The following is a 16792-nucleotide window of genomic DNA, read 5'->3' on the forward strand; positions in this document are numbered from 1 at the left end:
AAGCGAAAAGTTAAAACTCCTTTTTATTCATATAGTTATATGGAGTTTTGACAAATTTTGCACGAATCCCGGCCGAACCTCAGAACACGCAAGGCCGAAGCGCTGTACATGCAGTCCGTGCATCGCACCGCCGAGACGGCGATTCGGGCCCGCTCCGAAGTGCGGGAAGCCTATCTCGCCTGGCGTACTGCCTACGATCTGGCGCGACATTATCGAGACGAAGTGCTCCCGCTGCGCAAGCAAGTGTCCGACGACATGCTGCGACGCTACAACGGCATGCTGGCCAGCGTCTTCGACCTGCTGGCCGACGCACGCCTGCAGATGCAGAGCGCCAGCGCATCGATAGACGCGCAACGCGATTACTGGCTGGCCGAAACCGATCTGCAGACGGCAATCAACGGCAACGGCTCCGCGGGCACGGGCTTGCCGCCCATATCAACTGCATCGGCTGCACCGAACGCAGACAACCAAGAACATTGACGAGGAACGAACATGGTTTCACGCAGACATTTCCTGGGCGGCGCAACCGCCCTGATCGGCGCCGGCTTTGTCAGCCGCGCGAATGCGGCCTCAATTCCCGAGGCGCAGATCGTCCAGCACGCACACACGATGCCGCCACCGGCACCGCCGAACGGCCGGCCGTTCAACCCGGTCGTGACGCTGAACGGCTGGAGTGCGCCGTGGCGCATGAAGAGCGGCTGGAAGGAATTCCACCTGATCGCCGAGCCGGTGATCCGCGAGCTGGCACCCGGCATGAAAGCCACGCTGTGGGGCTACAACGGCTCCAGTCCTGGCCCGACGATCGAAGTGGTGGAGGACGACAAGGTGCGCATCTTCGTCACCAACAAGCTGCCCGAACACACCACCATCCACTGGCACGGCCAGCGCCTGCCGAACGGCATGGACGGCGTCGGCGGCGTCACGCAGCCGCAGATTCCGCCGGGCAAGACCTACGTCTACGAATTCGAGGCGAAGCGTCCCGGCACCTTCATGTATCACCCGCATGCCGATGAAGTCACGCAGATGGCAATGGGCATGATGGGCTTCTGGGTCACACACCCGAAAGACCCGCAGCAGCATCGCGTCGACCGCGACTTCGTCTTCCTGCTCAATGCCTACGATATCGAGCCTGGCAGCAGCACGCCGCGCGTCAACACGATGCTGGATTTCAACCTGTGGACCTGGAACAGCCGCGTCTTCCCCGGCATCGATCCCATCGTCTGCCGCCAGGGCGACCGCGTGCGTATCCGCTGCGGCAATCTCAGCATGACCAATCATCCGATTCACCTGCACGGCCATGAATTCGAAGTGACCGGCACCGATGGCGGCTGGGTACCGCCGACGGCACGCTGGCCGGAAGTCACGACCGACGTCGCCGTCGGGCAGATGCGCGCGATCGAATTCGATGCAACGGAGTCGGGAGACTGGGCCTTCCACTGCCACAAGGGACATCACACGATGAATGCAATGGGGCACGATGTGCCGACGATGATCGGCGTCGACCAGCGCAGGATTGCCGAGAAGGTCGTGCGCATCATCCCGGACTACATGGCGATGGGAAGCAAGGGCATGGCTGACATGGGCACGATGCAGATGCCGGAAAACACGTTGCCCATGATGAGCGGCAACGGTCCGTTCGGGCCGATCGAAATGGGCGGCATGTTTACCATCGTCAAGATCAGGCCGGATCAGAAGCCCGGCGATTACAGCGATCCCGGCTGGTACAGGCATCCGAAGGGGAGTGTGGCTTATGCGTTGAATGGGAAAAAGGAATGAGGGTTTCATTGCCGACGAGAAAAATTGCTTTGCTCGTGACTTGATTTAACGTGCAACATCAACTATTCATTGATATTTATGTACATTTAAAAACAAACACTTGCGATGGAAAATTAAAGTGATTTTGATGAATATGTCACTGTAAATTTCCTACATGAATTGCCCGTGTTTTCCTATGCGCGATGCGGCGGACGATTGCTAGCATGAAGATACTCACCAGATTCAAGGAGCCATCATGAGCAAAAGCACCATCGATCTCGACAACGATTTCGAACAGGATCGGGAATTGGGCGAAGGACATGACATTGATGCCCTGGGACCAAGCGATTCGTCGGACAGCGGCAGCGACATGGTCGGCACGCCGGGCCGCCATGGCGACACCGATGCGGCAGGAACCGGCGAACGTGCCAGCGTCGAGCGTAGCGACGTCAACACGGGCGTGCGCGACATCGACATCGACCGTATCGATCGCGGGCTGAACCCGGGCGATGTCGACGAATGATCTGCTGCCTCTCCATCCAGAAAGCCCGCTTCGGCGGGCTTTTTCTTTGTCTGCATTTACTGTCCGGGGCGACCGGCGGCAGATATGCCAAGAGGCGGCTGCGAAGGCAATTCGCCTTACTTGAAAACATGATTCCAGCCGGCATATAGTCGGCTCTCAACCATCTGTCGGACGAGAAAATCCCGCTTCGTATGCATTTCCGGCGAAAGCAGTAACATGCAACACCTGCCGTCGCCGGCGCGAACCTTACTTTCGAAAGGTATAGTCATGACCCGCAGAACCCCCATCGAGCGTTATCGCAATATCGGTATTTCGGCGCATATCGACGCCGGCAAGACCACGACCACCGAGCGCGTGCTGTTCTATACCGGGGTAAACCACAAGATCGGCGAGGTGCACGACGGTGCGGCGACGATGGACTGGATGGAGCAGGAGCAGGAGCGCGGCATCACGATCACGTCTGCCGCGACGACCGCCTTCTGGAAGGGCATGGCCGGCAATTTCCCCGAGCACCGCATCAACATCATCGATACGCCGGGCCACGTCGATTTCACGATCGAGGTCGAACGCTCGATGCGCGTTCTGGACGGCGCGGTCATGGTGTACGACTCGGTCGGCGGCGTACAGCCGCAATCGGAAACCGTCTGGCGCCAGGCCAATAAATATGCGGTGCCGCGCCTGGCCTTCGTCAACAAGATGGACCGCATCGGCGCGGATTTCCTGCGCGTCTACCAGCAGATCAAGGATCGTCTGAAGGGCAATCCGGTGCCGATCCAGCTGCCGGTCGGCGCGGAAGATCATTTCCAGGGCGTGATCGACCTCGTCAAGATGAAAGCCATTTTGTGGGACGAAGCCAGCCAGGGCGTGAAGTTCGAATACGGCGAGATTCCGGCCGAGCTGAAGGATCAGGCCCAGGAGTGGCACGACAAGATGGTCGAGGCTGCGGCCGAAGCCGATGAAACCTTGCTGGATAAATATCTCGGCGGCGAAACGCTGAGCGAAGAGGAAATCGTCGGTGCGCTGCGCCGCCGCACGGTTGCCGGCGAAATCGTGCCAATGCTGTGCGGAAGCGCCTTTAAAAACAAGGGTGTACAGGCATTACTTGATGCAGTTATTCAATATCTGCCATCGCCCATCGACGTGCCCGCAATCAAGGGCCACGACGAACACGACGCCGAAATCGAGCGCCATCCGGCCGACGACGAGCCGTTCTCCGCGCTTGCCTTCAAGATCATGACCGATCCGTTCGTCGGCCAGTTGACGTTCTTCCGCGTCTATTCCGGCGTCGTCAATTCCGGCGACACCGTCTACAGTCCGGTCAAGGGCAAGAAGGAAAGACTGGGCCGCATCCTGCAGATGCACGCGAACGAGCGCAAGGAAATCAAGGAAGTCTACGCGGGCGACATCGCCGCCGCCGTCGGCCTGAAGGACGTGACGACCGGCGACACGCTGTGCGATACCGACAAGGTCATCATCCTGGAACGCATGGTGTTCCCGGAGCCGGTGATCTCGCAGGCGGTCGAGCCGAAGACCAAGGCCGATCAGGAAAAGATGGGCATCGCACTCAACCGCTTGGCGCAGGAAGATCCATCGTTCCGCGTGCACACCGACGAGGAATCGGGCCAGACCATCATCTCCGGCATGGGCGAGTTGCACCTGGAAATTCTGGTCGATCGCATGAAGCGCGAATTCAACGTCGAAGCCACGGTCGGCAAGCCGCAGGTTGCCTATCGCGAAACGATCGGCAAGACCGTCACCGATGTCGAAGGCAAGTTCGTCAAGCAGTCGGGTGGCCGTGGCCAGTACGGCCATGCGGTCATCACGATGGAGCCGCTGGAAGCCGGCAAAGGCTACGAATTCGTCGATGCGATCAAGGGTGGCGTGATCCCGCGCGAATACATCCCGGCGGTCGACAAGGGTATCCAGGAAACGCTGAAGAGCGGTGTACTGGCCGGCTATCCGGTGGTGGACGTGAAGGTCACGCTGACCTTCGGCTCCTACCACGACGTCGATTCGAACGAGAATGCCTTCCGCATGGCCGGTTCGATGGCCTTCAAGGAAGGCATGCGCCGCGCCAATCCTGTGCTGCTGGAACCGATGATGCACGTCGAAGTCGAGACCCCGGAGGAATTCCTCGGCAACGTGATGGGCGATCTGTCGTCGAGACGCGGCATGGTGCAGGGCACCGACGACATTGCCGGTGGTGGCGGCAAGCTGGTGCGCGCCGAAGTGCCGCTGGCCGAGATGTTCGGCTACTCGACCACGCTGCGTTCGCTCACGCAAGGCAGGGCGACGTACACGATGGAGTTCAAGCATTACGCGCCGGTGCCCAAGCACATCCTCGACCAGGTCGCCACAAAATGACGGCCGCGGCCGGCGTACGGGTGAGGGATTGCATGGCTTCTGGCATCGGCCGGTTCCGAACATGAGCCATGCGCCCGGCTGGTACGAGCGGCACGTGCTGCCGTATCTGCTGGATGTCGCCTGCGGCATGGCGCCGATCGCGCGGCAGCGCGAACTGATCGTGCCGCAGGCGGCGGGGCAGGTGCTGGAAATCGGCATCGGCACCGGCCTGAATCTGGCGTTCTACGACCGGGAGCGTATCGAAAAGCTGACCGGCGTCGATCCGGCCGCGCAGATGCACGCGCTGGCGCGGCGCCGCAGCCGGCGTGCCGATCTGCCGGTCGAACTGCTGCCGTTGTCGGCGGAACGCTTGCCGCTGCCGGACGCAAGCATCGACTGCATCGTCTGCACCTACACGCTCTGTTCGATTCCCGATCCGCTGGCGGCCCTGCACGAGATGCGCCGCGTGCTGCGTCCCGGCGGACGGTTGCTGTATGCGGAACACGGCCTTGCGCCGGATGCGCATGTGGCGCGCCATCAGGCGCGACTGGAGCCGTACTGGTCCAAAATCGCCGGCGGCTGCCACCTGACGCGCGACGTGCCGTCACTGCTGCGGCAGGCGGGTTTTGCGGTGAACGGCGAATCGGCGTATATCGCATGGCCTCGTTCGCTTTCGTACAACTACTGGGGCGAGGCGACTGTTTCCTGATATTTCCCGGCTTTTCCTGAAGCGGTGAAAGCCGCGAACCGGATTAGTCCGGTCCGGCCGAAGCGGAATGTTCCCTCACATGGCGCAAGGTGACCGCCGAGATCGCCCAGGCCGCAATCGCGCAAACGGCGATGCCGACCACCATCGGCCGCGCGGTGCCGTCGGCGAACGGGCCGATCAGCGCAACCATGACGGCGCCTGTCACGAACTGCAGCGTTCCCATCAGTGCCGAAGCAGTGCCGGCAATCTCGCCGTGTTCTTCCAGCGCCAACACGGCCGTGGTCGGCACCACCAGGCCGAGAAAACCGTAGCCGACGAACAGCATCGCCAGCATCACGTCCAGCCGCGTCACGCCGGCCAGATTCAGCAGCATCAACGCTGCCATCATGATGGTGAATCCGGTGACAGCAACTTTCACGACCGGCACCAGTCCGTAACGACGGCTCAAACGCCCGGTGAACTGCGATACGCCGATAAAGGAAGCCGCGTTCGCCGAAAACGCCAGACTGTATTCACGCGGCGACAATCCGTAATGGTTGATCAGCACGAACGACGAATTGGCCAGATAGGTGAAGAAGCTCGCCACGCCGAACGAGCCGATGAAGACCAGCCCCAGAAAATGCCAGTCGCGGCACAGGAAAAGATAGGCCTTCAGCGCACCGCCGACGTTGCTGCCGACGCGCTGCTCGGGCGTGCGCGTTTCCTGTTGACCGCTGGCGAGCAGGATCAGCGCCAGCGCGGCGGCAATGGCCACCGCCCAGAACACGCTGCGCCAGCCGCTCCATTCGATCAGAAAGCTGCCGGCCAGCGGCGCCAGGATGGGCGATACGCTGAACACCAGCATCAGCAGCGACATCAGCCGCGCCGCGTCATGGCCGGTATGCAGGTCACGCACGATCGCGCGCGGAATCACCATGCCGGCTGCCGCGCCCAGTCCCTGCAGAAAGCGCAGCACGATCAGCGTATGGATATTCGGCGCCAGCGCGCAGCCGACGCTGCAGACCGCAAACAGCAGCAATCCGAAATACAGCGGCGGCTTGCGGCCGACCATGTCCGAGATCGGGCCGTACAGCAATTGGCCGATGCCGAGCGAAATGAAGAACGCCATCAGGCTGGCCTGCACGGCGTTGGCCGGCGCATCGAGGCTGGCGCCGATCGACGGCAACGCCGGCAGATACATGTCGATGGCGAACGGACCGATGGCCGACAGCAGACCGAGCACCAGCGCATTCTTGTAGAAACGGGAATTCATGGAAAACCAGGGAAAAGAGACGGACGGGAGCAGAAGAGGGGACGCGAATCCTGAATCAGATTCGCCTCGCACATTCAAAAGAATATCGTCCCGTAGCATACCCGTCATGCGATAACGGCGGGAAGAACAAGACGAATTTTCCTGCAGCCAGTGGCAATCGACGTCATCTGCAGTCACGACCGGCGCAATCGCAATAACACGGCAGTATCTGTGTCCGGTTATTTGGATTTCGCTGCCGTGCCGGGAGGGAAGTCTGCGAACATGCCGTCCAGCGATTGCTCGAGCAATGCGTTGCCCTTGTCCGGATTCTCTGGCATCACCGCGCGCGCCGTGCCGCGCCAGATCGCGCGCTTGCTGGCGGCATCGAACAGATCCACGACCAGCGTGCCGGTTTCATAGGTATCCACATAGGTGGTCGCCGTGCCGAAACCGGGCGTACGCCAGCCCCAGCCGGCGTACGGTCCGCCGTCATACATGGTCGTCAATGTCTGTTGCTGCTGCGTCGCCACATGCGCAACGACGACGACTTCACCGTTCGTCACGCGGCGCCAGCCCTTTGCCTGCAGCCGGGCATCGATGCCGTCCATCAACCGTTGCCGCATCAGCGGTACGGGCACGTCGGGTTGCGTCTGCCAGCCATAGGTGTGGTAGCGCGAAAAATCGACGTTGCGATCGCTGTCCACATGGATCGTGGGCTTGGAGGCGCAGCCGGCCAGCAGCAGGACGGTGAAGCAGGCGGCGATGCCGGCCATGGCGCGTGGTTTCGGGATGGGGAGCATGTCGTTCTCCTGTGGTTGATGTCGTTGGCGACGAGCTGGCGTGCGGCGGCTGGGATTTCGGAATCTGTTCAGGACGATCAAGGCATTCTCCGCCGGCCTGCTCGTTGTCGTGCAGGCCGGATGCGCCACGGATGGCCTAATTGTCGAGCCCCTCCCGCGCTTTCTGTTGCGCAGCCTGCGCATCCAGGATCAGCTTGTAGGCAACGTAGTACTTGTAAATGTTTCGTACATAGGTCGTGGTTTCTATACCGATTTTCTCGGCAACGACGATCTCGACGTTGTTGAACCATTTGTCCGGATCGAGCCCGCGCTTCGCCGCCAGCTTGCGCATCTTCGAAATGTTGCCCGGCCCGGCGTTGTAGCTGGCGAAAGCGAACAGCGGCCGTTCCGTTTCGCTGAACTTGGCGTCGGGGAAATATCGCGTCATCAGCTGATCCATGTACTTGGCACCGCCATGGATATTCGGTTCGATCTTGTGGATGTTGCCGACCCTGAGTTCCTTGCCGGTCGCCGGCATGATCTGCATGACGCCGATGGCGCCGACATGACTGCGCGCATTCTGGTCAAGCCGCGATTCCTGATATCCCTGCGCGGCCAGCATCAGGGGATCGAAACCATACTTGCCGCCGTATTCCTCGAACAGCTCCAGCGTGCTTTCGAAGCGCTTCAGCTCGGCGTTGCCCGTGTTGTTCGAGATCTGCTTGATGCGTTTGTTGTAGCTGGCGATGCGGCTGTTGATGCCGCCGGTCCTGACGACCTGCTTCTTGTAATAGTCGAGGATGGCGCCTTCCAGTTCGGGGCTTTTCTTGCGTATCGCCCATCCGGTATAGCCTTCGTTGCGCAGCACGATATCGTTGCGCACCTTGATCTTGGGCAGCACCTGCGCCCATATCTTCGCTTTCCATGCATCGACGACAGTGAAGGCAAGCTGGCCTGCATTGAGCATTTCAAGGATGTCTTCGTCTTCAAGTTCGTCCGGCAGCGGCGTGATCTTCACCGGTGGCTTGCCGGCCGCCTTCAGGCGCTGGTTGAGCGCGATCAGGCTCTGGTAATAGCTCGATGCCGGGCGGACGTGCACCGTCTGCCCGGACAGATCGTCGATGGTGGCGACGGCAGGGGATTTCGGCCCGGTAATCAGCAGTTCGGATGCCGGCAGTGCATCCTTGGGCGCCACGAAATCGACGACCTTCAACCGTCCGGGCGTGGCGGTCAGGTTGCCGGCCGCGATATCTCCCAGCCCCTGTTCAAGGCCGCTGAGCAGCTTGTCTCGCGTGGTCGGGATGATGTAGACGGTCAGCGGCCGGCGGCCGAGCCGCTTGGCATATTTCCTGTTGATATACCGTTCGAAATCGCGGAGCAGGTCGGCGGCGACACCGCGTTCGTATCCCTTGTCGACGAAATAGAGCGTGCGGCTGTACGGTACCAGCGCGCGTATCATCCGGCGCTCCAGCATCTGATCGAAATCGCCTTTCCAGGGGCGGTTTTCCAGGCTTAACTGGCGCAGGTCGGGCGCTTCCTTCTTCTCCTGCGCAGCATTGGCGAGCGGAATCAGTGCAAAAAGCGAAGCAAGCAACAGGGTATGAAGTTTCATCAGTCTTCCTCTCCGTGTCGTCCTGGCACAGAAACTTCGTGCAACCGATTTAACCCAATCCGGCACACATGACACCTGTGTTATTAGATACGCAAAGAAGCGTCCTGTTCACGCTACTTCTCGATCTTGCTGATTTTATTGCCCTGGATGCCCAGTCCCGCCATCAGTCCTTTCTGGCTGAAGATGAAGGCGTACACATCGTCGTTCATGGTCGTGGTGCTTGCACTTTTCGCCATGCCTTCATCCATCACGACCACGCTGGGGCCGACGCCGACCTCGAAGCCGTCGCTCTTTTCCAGCGCCTGAAAAGCACTTTCGGTCATGAAAAACATCGCGTAGCCGTACCGCTGCGCGCCGATCTGCAGCCCGAAGGATGCGCCGGTGGTGTTGTAGTAGCCGACAACCTTGCCGTGCCGGATCAGCGCACCTTCGCCGTATTGGCCACCGACGCCCAGGCCGGCCTTGGTCACCGAGGGAAACACGAGAATGGCAACTGCCTTGGCGCCCAGCTTTTTCGCCACCGGCACCTTGGCGTACAACGTCTTCAGCGCTTTTTGCGAAGTCTGCGCAAGCTGGGCGGCCGTTTCTGCCTGCGCCGGGGCAGCGCCAACACATCCGATAGCGATTACCAGAGCCAGGCAATGACGAATCAACGGTTTCATGACGTACCTCCGCAACAATGATTCATTCGTTTACGACTACGCCGGCCTCGAAGCTGTCGATCATTTTCTGGCTTTGACCGGGTTGTTGCTTTGAAACTCTTCGCGATGTCAGTTAATGCCGAAGCAGAGAAAGCCACTGCGAACAATGCTGCAATAATTAAATAGCAGTTCTGCATCGTTTTCATGGCTTTCTCTCCTTCAGCGGGCGGTCACTTAATGGAATCCTCTTGCAGCATAAAGATCAATTTCCGCTAGGAAGAGGAATCTCGAAGCCATCCTTTGAGAGCTGATCGCGGACAGTCTTCAGGCGTTGGTACGACGAGAGCGTCAGCGGTCCTGTATATACCTCGCTTTGCAGCTTGCGCGGCGGATACTTGATGTATGTCTTCATCTTTTCCCGGATGACGTTGTTAAAGGTGACCAGCATCCAGGTGCGCTCCGTGTAGTTATTCATGAAGATGTCGTAGCGTTCCTGCGGGTCCTGCCACAAATCGAAAATCTGCGGCACAGCGGCGACATATTTTTCCGCTCCCTTCCAGCCAAGATTGCTATCGACCGCGAGCCCTCCGGTTGATTGGCCGTTATCGCCGCGCAAGTTGAAAACAGCCTTGTAATTACCGACGCGCACCGCGCCTGGCGTCAGTTCGTTTTCGGTGAAATAGAACCAGGCTTTGCGCTCCGATTTTCCAGTGCCGAAAAGTACGGGCGACATGTCGTAGCTGTCGAAAATGATGGGCTTGCCATCGCGATCATTGGTCGGCAGCTTCGCGCCAGAGACCTTGGCGAAAGTTGCCATCAGATCGAGTCCACCGAGAATGTCGTGGTTTTTCGCATGGCCTTTGATCTTGCCGGGCATCCAGGCGATGGCAGGGACCCGGTTGCCACCTTCACGCACAGTGCCTTTTGTGCCACGGAAAGGGGTGTATCCCGCATCAGGGTAAACATCCTGCCAGGCACCGTTGTCGGTGGTGTAGAAAACCAGTGTGTTCTTGTCCAGCCCCAACGCACGCAATTTATCCATGATGGCGCCGATGCGAGCGTCCAGCTCAACTACCGAGTCCGCATATTTCGATTTCGAGAGCGATTTGTGCTCGTATGCTGGATGCGGCATGTTCGGTTGATGCACTTTCATGAAGTTGACATTCATGAAGAAGGGCTTGTTCGATTTGGCTGCCTTATCCAGGTATTCGAGCGCGGCTTTTTGAACATACCCGTCGAAATAGGGGATCCCTACAACGCCGTGAGGATACTCGGTGGATTTTTCATCCGGCTTGTCCACATACTGGCCGTTGATGGCGAAATCTTCGACTGCTTTTTCGCCCGCCTTGGCCGAAAGCGAACCTATGGTGACTTTTTTGAACATTGCCCGCAGATCTGGCGCCATGTCTGGAAACCAGGTCGGGTCGGCATAAGTATAGGCATTCAGGTGATAGAGGCCTACATAACGCATCTCATCGTAGCCTTGCGCATTGGGCAGTGCATAATCGGCTTCGCCCAGATGCCACTTGCCGGTGAAGAAAGTGCTGTAGCCAGCCGTCTTCAACACGGAAGCCAGTGTCCATTCGGCTTTCGGCAATCCTCCTCCCTGCCCCTGAAAGGCCACTGTTGTCATGCCGCTGCGATTGGGAATGCGTCCGGTCTGTATGGCAGCGCGGCCTGGCGTGCAACTGGCCTGTGCGTAAAAGGAAAAGAAAGTCATGCCTTCATCGGCCATGCGATCGATATTGGGAGTCGGCATGCCGCGGCCCGTACCGCCGCCATAAGGTCCGAGATCGCCATAGCCCGTGTCGTCCGAAACGATCAGAACGATATTGGGCTTGTTCTGCGCCTGGACCGACAGGGTGATCAAGCCCAGTGCAACCAGTGTGAAAATTCCGAGATATCTGCGCATCGTCGTTCTCCTTGATTAAGTAAAGCCGATTACTTGTCTTGCGGATAAATCTGCTTCCAGTCCTGCTTCATGCTGATGAGACTCCAACCACGTTGCGGGGCTTCGTCGAGGCCGCGCGCGAGCTTGCCGATGAATGATTTGCGGTCATAGGCATATTCACGTTCGCCATCGTCGTGATGGACGATCATGCCGAGACGGGGGCCGTTGCCGGAGGTAACCCATTCAAGCATCTGGAAATCGCCGTCGGAATTGCCAAAGGCGGCGATGGGGCGGCGACCGATGTACTGGTTGATGGCGACAGGTTTGCCGGCCTTGTCATCGTTGAAATCCAGTTGGGGGATGCGCACGATGACCGGTTTGCCGTTGCGCAATTCGTATTTGGTCTTGATGGTCGAACCGATCACCTGCTCGGGCGGGATGCCATAGGCTTTTTCCACCCAGGCACGCATGAATTCCACGCCGCCGCCGGAGACGATATAGGTCTTGAAGCCGTTGGCGCGCAGGTAAGCAAGCAGTTCCAGCATGGGCTGGTAGATCAATTCGTTGTAGGGACGCTTGTACTTCGGATGACGTGCCGTGGCCAGCCAGTCGAGCACGATCTGCCGGAATTCGTCGGTGGTACTGCCGCTATGCGTGGCCATCACCAGCTCGAGCAATCCCTTTTCACCGCTGGCGACCACGGACTTCATGTCGCCTTCGAGAATACCCTTGAAGGGTTGCGTGGTTTTCCATTCAGGATGCCTGGGAGCCAGCGCTTTCACGCGATCGATGATGAATTGCGCCTGGAAGTAGATCGGCTGTTCCGACCAAAGCGTGCCGTCGTTGTCGAAGACCGCGATCCGCTCTGCCGGCGGGACATAATCCTTGCCGCCTTGTTCGGTGACTGCATCGACAAAGGCAATGATGCGTGCCCTTGCATGATTGTCGTTCCAGGAGGGGAGAGGATCGCGCGTTTGCGCCTGTGCATTCAAGGAGCACAAAGCCGCGAAGAGCAGGAGGGTATGAATGAATAGCGAGCGCGACAAGTATTTGGGTGAGATCACGGTAGTTTTCTCCTCTCGAGACTACAGTGGAGCCGGGGCATCGCTTACCAGCCGGAAGCCGATATGCGACATGGGATTGAAGGGATCGGTGCCGCGTCGTGCACTCGGTCGATAGGAAAGGCAGTAATCGACGTTGCACAGGAAGGAGCCGCCGCGTGTGACGCGCTTGGGCGCATTGACGGGGACGCCGCGCTCATCCGGGTCATAGCTGGTATCCGGACCATGTGGATCGTCGATCACGCCATGGCCAGCCTGCTGCTTGAAATAGTCGGCGCCGTACCAGTCAGCCACCCACTGCCAGGCATTGCCCGTCATGTCGTAGAGGCCATAGCCGTTGGGCGGGAAGGTGCCGACCGGTGACGTGCCTTCTGCACCGCCCGCCTTTGGACTGACCACAGGGAAGGGACGCGGCTTGTTTTCCCAGACGTTCGCCATGATTTTTCCTTGCGGCGCGAATTCGTCACCCCAGGCATAGGTCGCTTGCTCCAGCCCGCCACGTGCAGCGAACTCCCATTCGGCCTCGGTGGGGAGGCGTTTGTTGGCCCACTTGGCATAGGCCAGCACATCCTCATAAGAGACCTGCACGACCGGGTGATTGTCCTTGCCCTCGATATTGCTGTCGGGACCTTGCGGATGACGCCAGTTCGCACCGGGAACGAACGCCCACCATTGCGAATAATCGGAGAGATTGACCTGCCGGTTGGTGCCGGTAAATACCATTGCTCCCGGCACCAACATACTGTCCGGGAATCTTGGCGTGCCAGGAGGTAGTTGCACACGCAGTGTTTCCCAATCCGGCTTGCGCTCGGCAGTCGTGGCATAACCGGTGGCTTTGACGAAGGCGGCAAACTGCGCATTGGTGACATGCGTGCGGTCCATCCAGAATCCGTGTACGCGTACCTTATGTGCAGGCCGCTCGTTCGGTTGGGCAAGCTTGTGGTCGCTGCCCATCAGGAATTCTCCGGTCGGCACCCATACCATGTTGCGCGGACCGTGCACGCCATCGCCTTCGATAATCACCGGCCTGGCAGGGGAGGCATTGACGCCGGGGATCGATACGATACCGAACAGAATCAGGCCTGTGAAGACAAGCACCACGGACGAAACGCATATCGTGATCAGGAGGGATTTGGAAATGGATCTTGGCATGATGTGCGTTTTAAGTTCTCAAATTTATCGACGACGATGCGGTGTCCGTTCATGAAAAGTGCGCAACCGGATTGGCGGTTGCGCACATCGCATGTTTACGTCGTCACGATTACGGCGTCACGATGTTGAACCAGAACTCGAAGTTGTCGAAGTAGGAGAGCATCTCCTTCAGTTTGGCTTCGCTACCGCTGATCTTGACGTCGCCAGACTTGATCGCGTCGTCCAGCGTGACTTTCTGAAGCATGATGTTGGTCAGCGCATCCTTGGAAAGGCTGATGTTGGCATCCGCGTTCTGCGCTCTCACGCCTGCGGTGTGGTTGATGACGCCGTTTTCGAGTTCGACGTAATAGTTTTCCTTGCCGCCGATGTCAAAGTTGAGTCTGGCCGTGGCATTGCCGGCTTTCTCACGGTTCAGGCGTACCGACCAATAGTCGAAGATCATGTCCATCGTCATGGCCTTGACCGTATCCGGGCTGGCGGTGTTCGGCGTCGGCAGTTTGGCGACGCCCTTGCGCAATTCCTGTGCGCCGCTCAGGTAGAAGTTGCGCCATGGGCCGGATTCGGCCTGATAACCCAACTGTTCGAGCGCATCGGCTTCGAGATTGCGAGCCGCCTTGTTGTTCGGATCGGCGAACACGACGTGGTGAACCACTTGCGCCACCCAGCGGTATTCGCCCTTGTCGTAGGACTGCTTGGCCTTCTTCAGAACGGCATCGGCACCGCCCATGAATTCGACATATTTCTTGCTGGCCTGCACCGGTGCGAGTTCCTGCAGGGTAGCCGGGTTGCCGTCGAACCAGCCCAGATAAAGCACATAGGTGGCGGCGACGTCATGGTAGACCGAGCCGTAATAGCCACGGTTGGACCAGACATGCGCCAGGCTGTCCGGCAGCTTGAAGTCTTCGGCGATCTCACGCATGGTCTTGCCCTGGTTGGCCTGATGCAGCGTTTCGTCGTTGATGTAGCGATACAGATCGCGTTGCTTGCGCAGGAGATCGACGACATTCTTGTTGCCCCAGGTCGGCCAGTGATGCTGTGCGAAGATGACCTCGGCCTTGCTGCCCCACATCGTCAGCGCCTGATTCAGATATTTCGACCATGGCAGCGGTTCGCGAATCTTGGCGCCACGCAGCGAATAGGTGTTGTGCAGCGTGTGGGTCGCATCTTCGGCTGCCTGGATGGCTTTCTTCTCTTCGATGTACCAGAGCATTTCCGACGGTGCTTCCGAACCCGGTGCCATCATGAACTCGTAAGTCAGGCCGTCGATGCTTTCCTTCTGGCCGGTCTTGGTGATAAGGTTGGTCGGCTCGATCAGCGTGACGGTGCCGGCCGAGGTGGTGGTGCCCAGACCGGCGCCGACCTGGCCTTTTTCATCCGGGTTGAGCAGGTTGCCGTACATATAGCTGGCGCGGCGGCTCATGGCGTTACCGGCCATGATGTTTTCGGCCACGGCGGCCTCCATGAAACCATTCGGCGCATAGATCTTGATCTTGCCGGCCTTGACGTCGGCTTCGTCGACGACGCCGCGCACGCCGCCGTAATGGTCAACGTGACTGTGCGTGTAGATGACGGCCTTGACCGGTTTCTTGCCGCGCTTGGCGTAATAGAGATCGATGCCTACCTTGGCGGTTTCGGCAGAAACCAGCGGATCGACGATGGTGATGCCTTCCTTGCCCTCGATGATGGTCATGTTCGACAGATCGAGATTGCGTACCTGATAGATGCCGGGCACGACTTCGAACAGGCCGCTGATATTGATCAACTGCGAATTGCGCCACAGGCTGGGATTGACGGTGGCAGGTGCCGCCTTGTCGGTAACGAAACCATACTTCGCCGGGTCCCAGATCAGTTGGCCCGAATCTCCCTTGATCATTTCCTGCGGCAGGGGAGCCAACAATCCTCGGCGTGCATTGTCGAAGTCGGTCTTGTCGGAGAAGGGGAGTTCCTTCAGCAGCTTGTCGTTTGCAGCCTTGGTGGGCTGGGTCGCATCCTTGCGCATATCCTGCGCCTGGACAGGTGCAACAAGGCTGAGCGCCAGGAACCCGGAGAGCGCCAGAGTGGATAGATTGGAAACTGCTTTTTGCATGTCATTCTCCTTGAGATAAGAGCGTTACAAACAAACCTGATTCCTGCTGCGTCAGTTCATGAACTGCATGTTCAGCCCGAAGAAAATCTGCCATTCGGGTTGCCCCGAGCCTTTATCCCATGCCGAAAACTGCGGTTCGACGAAATAGTTGTAGACCGTCTTGCCTTTCTTCTCGACCTGGCCGATGCCGATGCCGAGCGGCACGCTGTAGTTGTCGTTTTCGATGTTGTAGACCCAGATCGGCGCAGCGCGCAGATAAGTGCCGCCGCCGAGCTGGTAGAAGGCGAAGGGCTGGAAGGCGGCGACATTCACGTCTTCACGGCTGTTCGTGCCGGCGAAGCTTTGCTGCCATGAAAGCAGATAGCCATACTGGAACTTGGCCGAACTGGCGTCGAACAGGACGTTGACGAGACCAGCCGACCATTTTTCGCTGCCGACTTCATCCTTGGATGCCGTGGGCGCGGTGATCTGCGGGCCGACGCCGAAACTGACGGCCGGGTTGCCGGTATCGATCAGATAGGCGGCAAACAGGTTGAGATCGCCTATGCCGGTGGTGTGTCCGCCGGACGGCGGTACGGGATAGGTATTGACCGGCAGCGAAGCACGCAGCAGCCATTTGCTTTGGTTGACCGAGAAAGGCTTGGCAAAGCGCAGCCAGAACTGGTTGGCGTCGTCGTCCGTATCCGTCAGGTCACCGATGTAATAGTTTTGCAGATTGAATGCCGTCATGTTGGCCAACGGATTGTTGGCTTGCGCGGCATCCTGCGCATGTACAGGCGCCTGAGCCAATCCGGCAAGGAAGAGCATGCCGAAGAGGAGACGCAGACCGACGGATCGTGACGAGCTGTTCATGCACAGGCCTCCTGATTTAATTTTACATAATACAAATTATGCGAAATATTCATTGCACCTGACCGTATCCTCGATATCCACCGTAATGCCCCATGCCGCTATCCGAGCCTGGATATGCTTCGGGAATGTTGTTTGCATCTCCCTTGAGTAATTTGCG

14 protein-coding genes are annotated in these 16792 nt (G+C 58.9%); 5 read left to right on the forward strand and 9 right to left on the reverse strand.

All coding sequences use genetic code 11. The features are described 5' to 3' along the window. The first annotated feature begins 108 nt into the window (after positions 1 to 108). From IEV40_RS00005 to IEV40_RS00025, 5 genes are all read left to right on the forward strand, one after another. Positions 109 to 480 (forward strand): hypothetical protein, encoded by a 372-nt coding sequence (locus tag IEV40_RS00005; protein ID WP_503826737.1) that lies wholly within the window; start codon positions 109 to 111, stop codon positions 478 to 480. Positions 481 to 492: 12 nt separating this feature from the next. Next, positions 493 to 1776 carry a multicopper oxidase family protein gene (locus IEV40_RS00010; RefSeq protein ID WP_188418853.1) on the forward strand — a complete coding sequence of 428 codons (1284 nt, stop codon included), beginning with the start codon at positions 493 to 495 and terminating at the stop codon, positions 1774 to 1776. A gap of 235 nt (positions 1777 to 2011) precedes the next feature. Further along, positions 2012 to 2278 (forward strand): hypothetical protein, encoded by a 267-nt coding sequence (locus IEV40_RS00015; protein ID WP_188418855.1) that lies wholly within the window; start codon positions 2012 to 2014, stop codon positions 2276 to 2278. A 267-nt stretch (positions 2279 to 2545) separates the two neighbouring features. After that, positions 2546 to 4642 (forward strand): elongation factor G, encoded by a 2097-nt coding sequence (fusA, locus tag IEV40_RS00020; protein ID WP_188418857.1) that lies wholly within the window; start codon positions 2546 to 2548, stop codon positions 4640 to 4642. A 61-nt stretch (positions 4643 to 4703) separates the two neighbouring features. Next, on the forward strand, positions 4704 to 5330 hold the full coding sequence (locus tag IEV40_RS00025; RefSeq protein ID WP_188418859.1) for a class I SAM-dependent methyltransferase: 627 nt from the start codon (positions 4704 to 4706) through the stop codon (positions 5328 to 5330). A 43-nt stretch (positions 5331 to 5373) separates the two neighbouring features. On the opposite strand, the gene IEV40_RS00030 is transcribed toward IEV40_RS00025, so the two are convergent. The 9 genes from IEV40_RS00030 to IEV40_RS00070 all read right to left on the reverse strand — a co-directional run bounded on the left by IEV40_RS00030 (position 5374) and on the right by IEV40_RS00070 (position 16635). Further along, positions 5374 to 6582 (reverse strand): multidrug effflux MFS transporter, encoded by a 1209-nt coding sequence (locus tag IEV40_RS00030; RefSeq protein WP_188418861.1) that lies wholly within the window; start codon positions 6580 to 6582, stop codon positions 5374 to 5376. A gap of 218 nt (positions 6583 to 6800) precedes the next feature. Further along, a complete protein-coding gene (locus IEV40_RS00035; protein ID WP_229723882.1) occupies positions 6801 to 7361 on the reverse strand; it encodes a DUF4136 domain-containing protein in 561 nt (186 codons plus the stop codon). 136 nt (positions 7362 to 7497) lie between these two features. After that, the gene (locus IEV40_RS00040; protein WP_188418863.1) at positions 7498 to 8952 is read right to left on the reverse strand and encodes an MltF family protein; all 1455 of its coding nucleotides are present in this window, start codon (positions 8950 to 8952) and stop codon (positions 7498 to 7500) included. Positions 8953 to 9065: 113 nt separating this feature from the next. After that, positions 9066 to 9614: a lipid-binding SYLF domain-containing protein gene (locus tag IEV40_RS00045; RefSeq protein ID WP_188418865.1), complete on the reverse strand. Its 549-nt coding sequence runs from the start codon at positions 9612 to 9614 to the stop codon at positions 9066 to 9068. A 241-nt stretch (positions 9615 to 9855) separates the two neighbouring features. After that, a complete protein-coding gene (locus IEV40_RS00050; RefSeq protein WP_188418867.1) occupies positions 9856 to 11505 on the reverse strand; it encodes an arylsulfatase in 1650 nt (549 codons plus the stop codon). Positions 11506 to 11534: 29 nt separating this feature from the next. Further along, the gene (locus IEV40_RS00055; protein ID WP_229723883.1) at positions 11535 to 12476 is read right to left on the reverse strand and encodes an HAD family hydrolase; all 942 of its coding nucleotides are present in this window, start codon (positions 12474 to 12476) and stop codon (positions 11535 to 11537) included. Between the two features lie 93 nt (positions 12477 to 12569). Further along, complete coding sequence (locus tag IEV40_RS00060; RefSeq protein ID WP_188418869.1) at positions 12570 to 13697, reverse strand: formylglycine-generating enzyme family protein; 1128 nt, start codon at positions 13695 to 13697, stop codon at positions 12570 to 12572. Between the two features lie 109 nt (positions 13698 to 13806). After that, positions 13807 to 15783 (reverse strand): alkyl/aryl-sulfatase, encoded by a 1977-nt coding sequence (locus tag IEV40_RS00065; RefSeq protein ID WP_371870017.1) that lies wholly within the window; start codon positions 15781 to 15783, stop codon positions 13807 to 13809. A 51-nt stretch (positions 15784 to 15834) separates the two neighbouring features. Then, on the reverse strand, positions 15835 to 16635 hold the full coding sequence (locus IEV40_RS00070; protein ID WP_229723884.1) for a hypothetical protein: 801 nt from the start codon (positions 16633 to 16635) through the stop codon (positions 15835 to 15837). Positions 16636 to 16792 lie beyond the last annotated feature (157 nt).

The organism is Oxalicibacterium solurbis (assembly GCF_014635845.1).
GTDB classification, from domain to species: Bacteria; Pseudomonadota; Gammaproteobacteria; order Burkholderiales; family Burkholderiaceae_D; genus Oxalicibacterium; species Oxalicibacterium solurbis.

Bases quoted from the DNA above. Each gene is read 5' to 3' on its own strand.
- IEV40_RS00050 (WP_188418867.1), bottom strand. From the start codon at position 11,505: ATGCGCAGATATCTCGGAATTTTCACACTGGTTGCACTGGGCTTGATC.
- IEV40_RS00040 (WP_188418863.1), bottom strand. From the start codon at position 8,952: ATGAAACTTCATACCCTGTTGCTTGCTTCGCTTTTTGCACTGATTCCG.
- fusA (WP_188418857.1), top strand. From the start codon at position 2,546: ATGACCCGCAGAACCCCCATCGAGCGTTATCGCAATATCGGTATTTCG.
- IEV40_RS00065 (WP_371870017.1), bottom strand. From the start codon at position 15,783: ATGCAAAAAGCAGTTTCCAATCTATCCACTCTGGCGCTCTCCGGGTTC.
- IEV40_RS00035 (WP_229723882.1), bottom strand. From the start codon at position 7,361: ATGCTCCCCATCCCGAAACCACGCGCCATGGCCGGCATCGCCGCCTGC.
- IEV40_RS00025 (WP_188418859.1), top strand. From the start codon at position 4,704: ATGAGCCATGCGCCCGGCTGGTACGAGCGGCACGTGCTGCCGTATCTG.
- IEV40_RS00005 (WP_503826737.1), top strand. From the start codon at position 109: ATGCAGTCCGTGCATCGCACCGCCGAGACGGCGATTCGGGCCCGCTCC.
- IEV40_RS00030 (WP_188418861.1), bottom strand. From the start codon at position 6,582: ATGAATTCCCGTTTCTACAAGAATGCGCTGGTGCTCGGTCTGCTGTCG.
- IEV40_RS00045 (WP_188418865.1), bottom strand. From the start codon at position 9,614: ATGAAACCGTTGATTCGTCATTGCCTGGCTCTGGTAATCGCTATCGGA.
- IEV40_RS00010 (WP_188418853.1), top strand. From the start codon at position 493: ATGGTTTCACGCAGACATTTCCTGGGCGGCGCAACCGCCCTGATCGGC.
- IEV40_RS00060 (WP_188418869.1), bottom strand. From the start codon at position 13,697: ATGCCAAGATCCATTTCCAAATCCCTCCTGATCACGATATGCGTTTCG.
- IEV40_RS00070 (WP_229723884.1), bottom strand. From the start codon at position 16,635: ATGAACAGCTCGTCACGATCCGTCGGTCTGCGTCTCCTCTTCGGCATG.
- IEV40_RS00015 (WP_188418855.1), top strand. From the start codon at position 2,012: ATGAGCAAAAGCACCATCGATCTCGACAACGATTTCGAACAGGATCGG.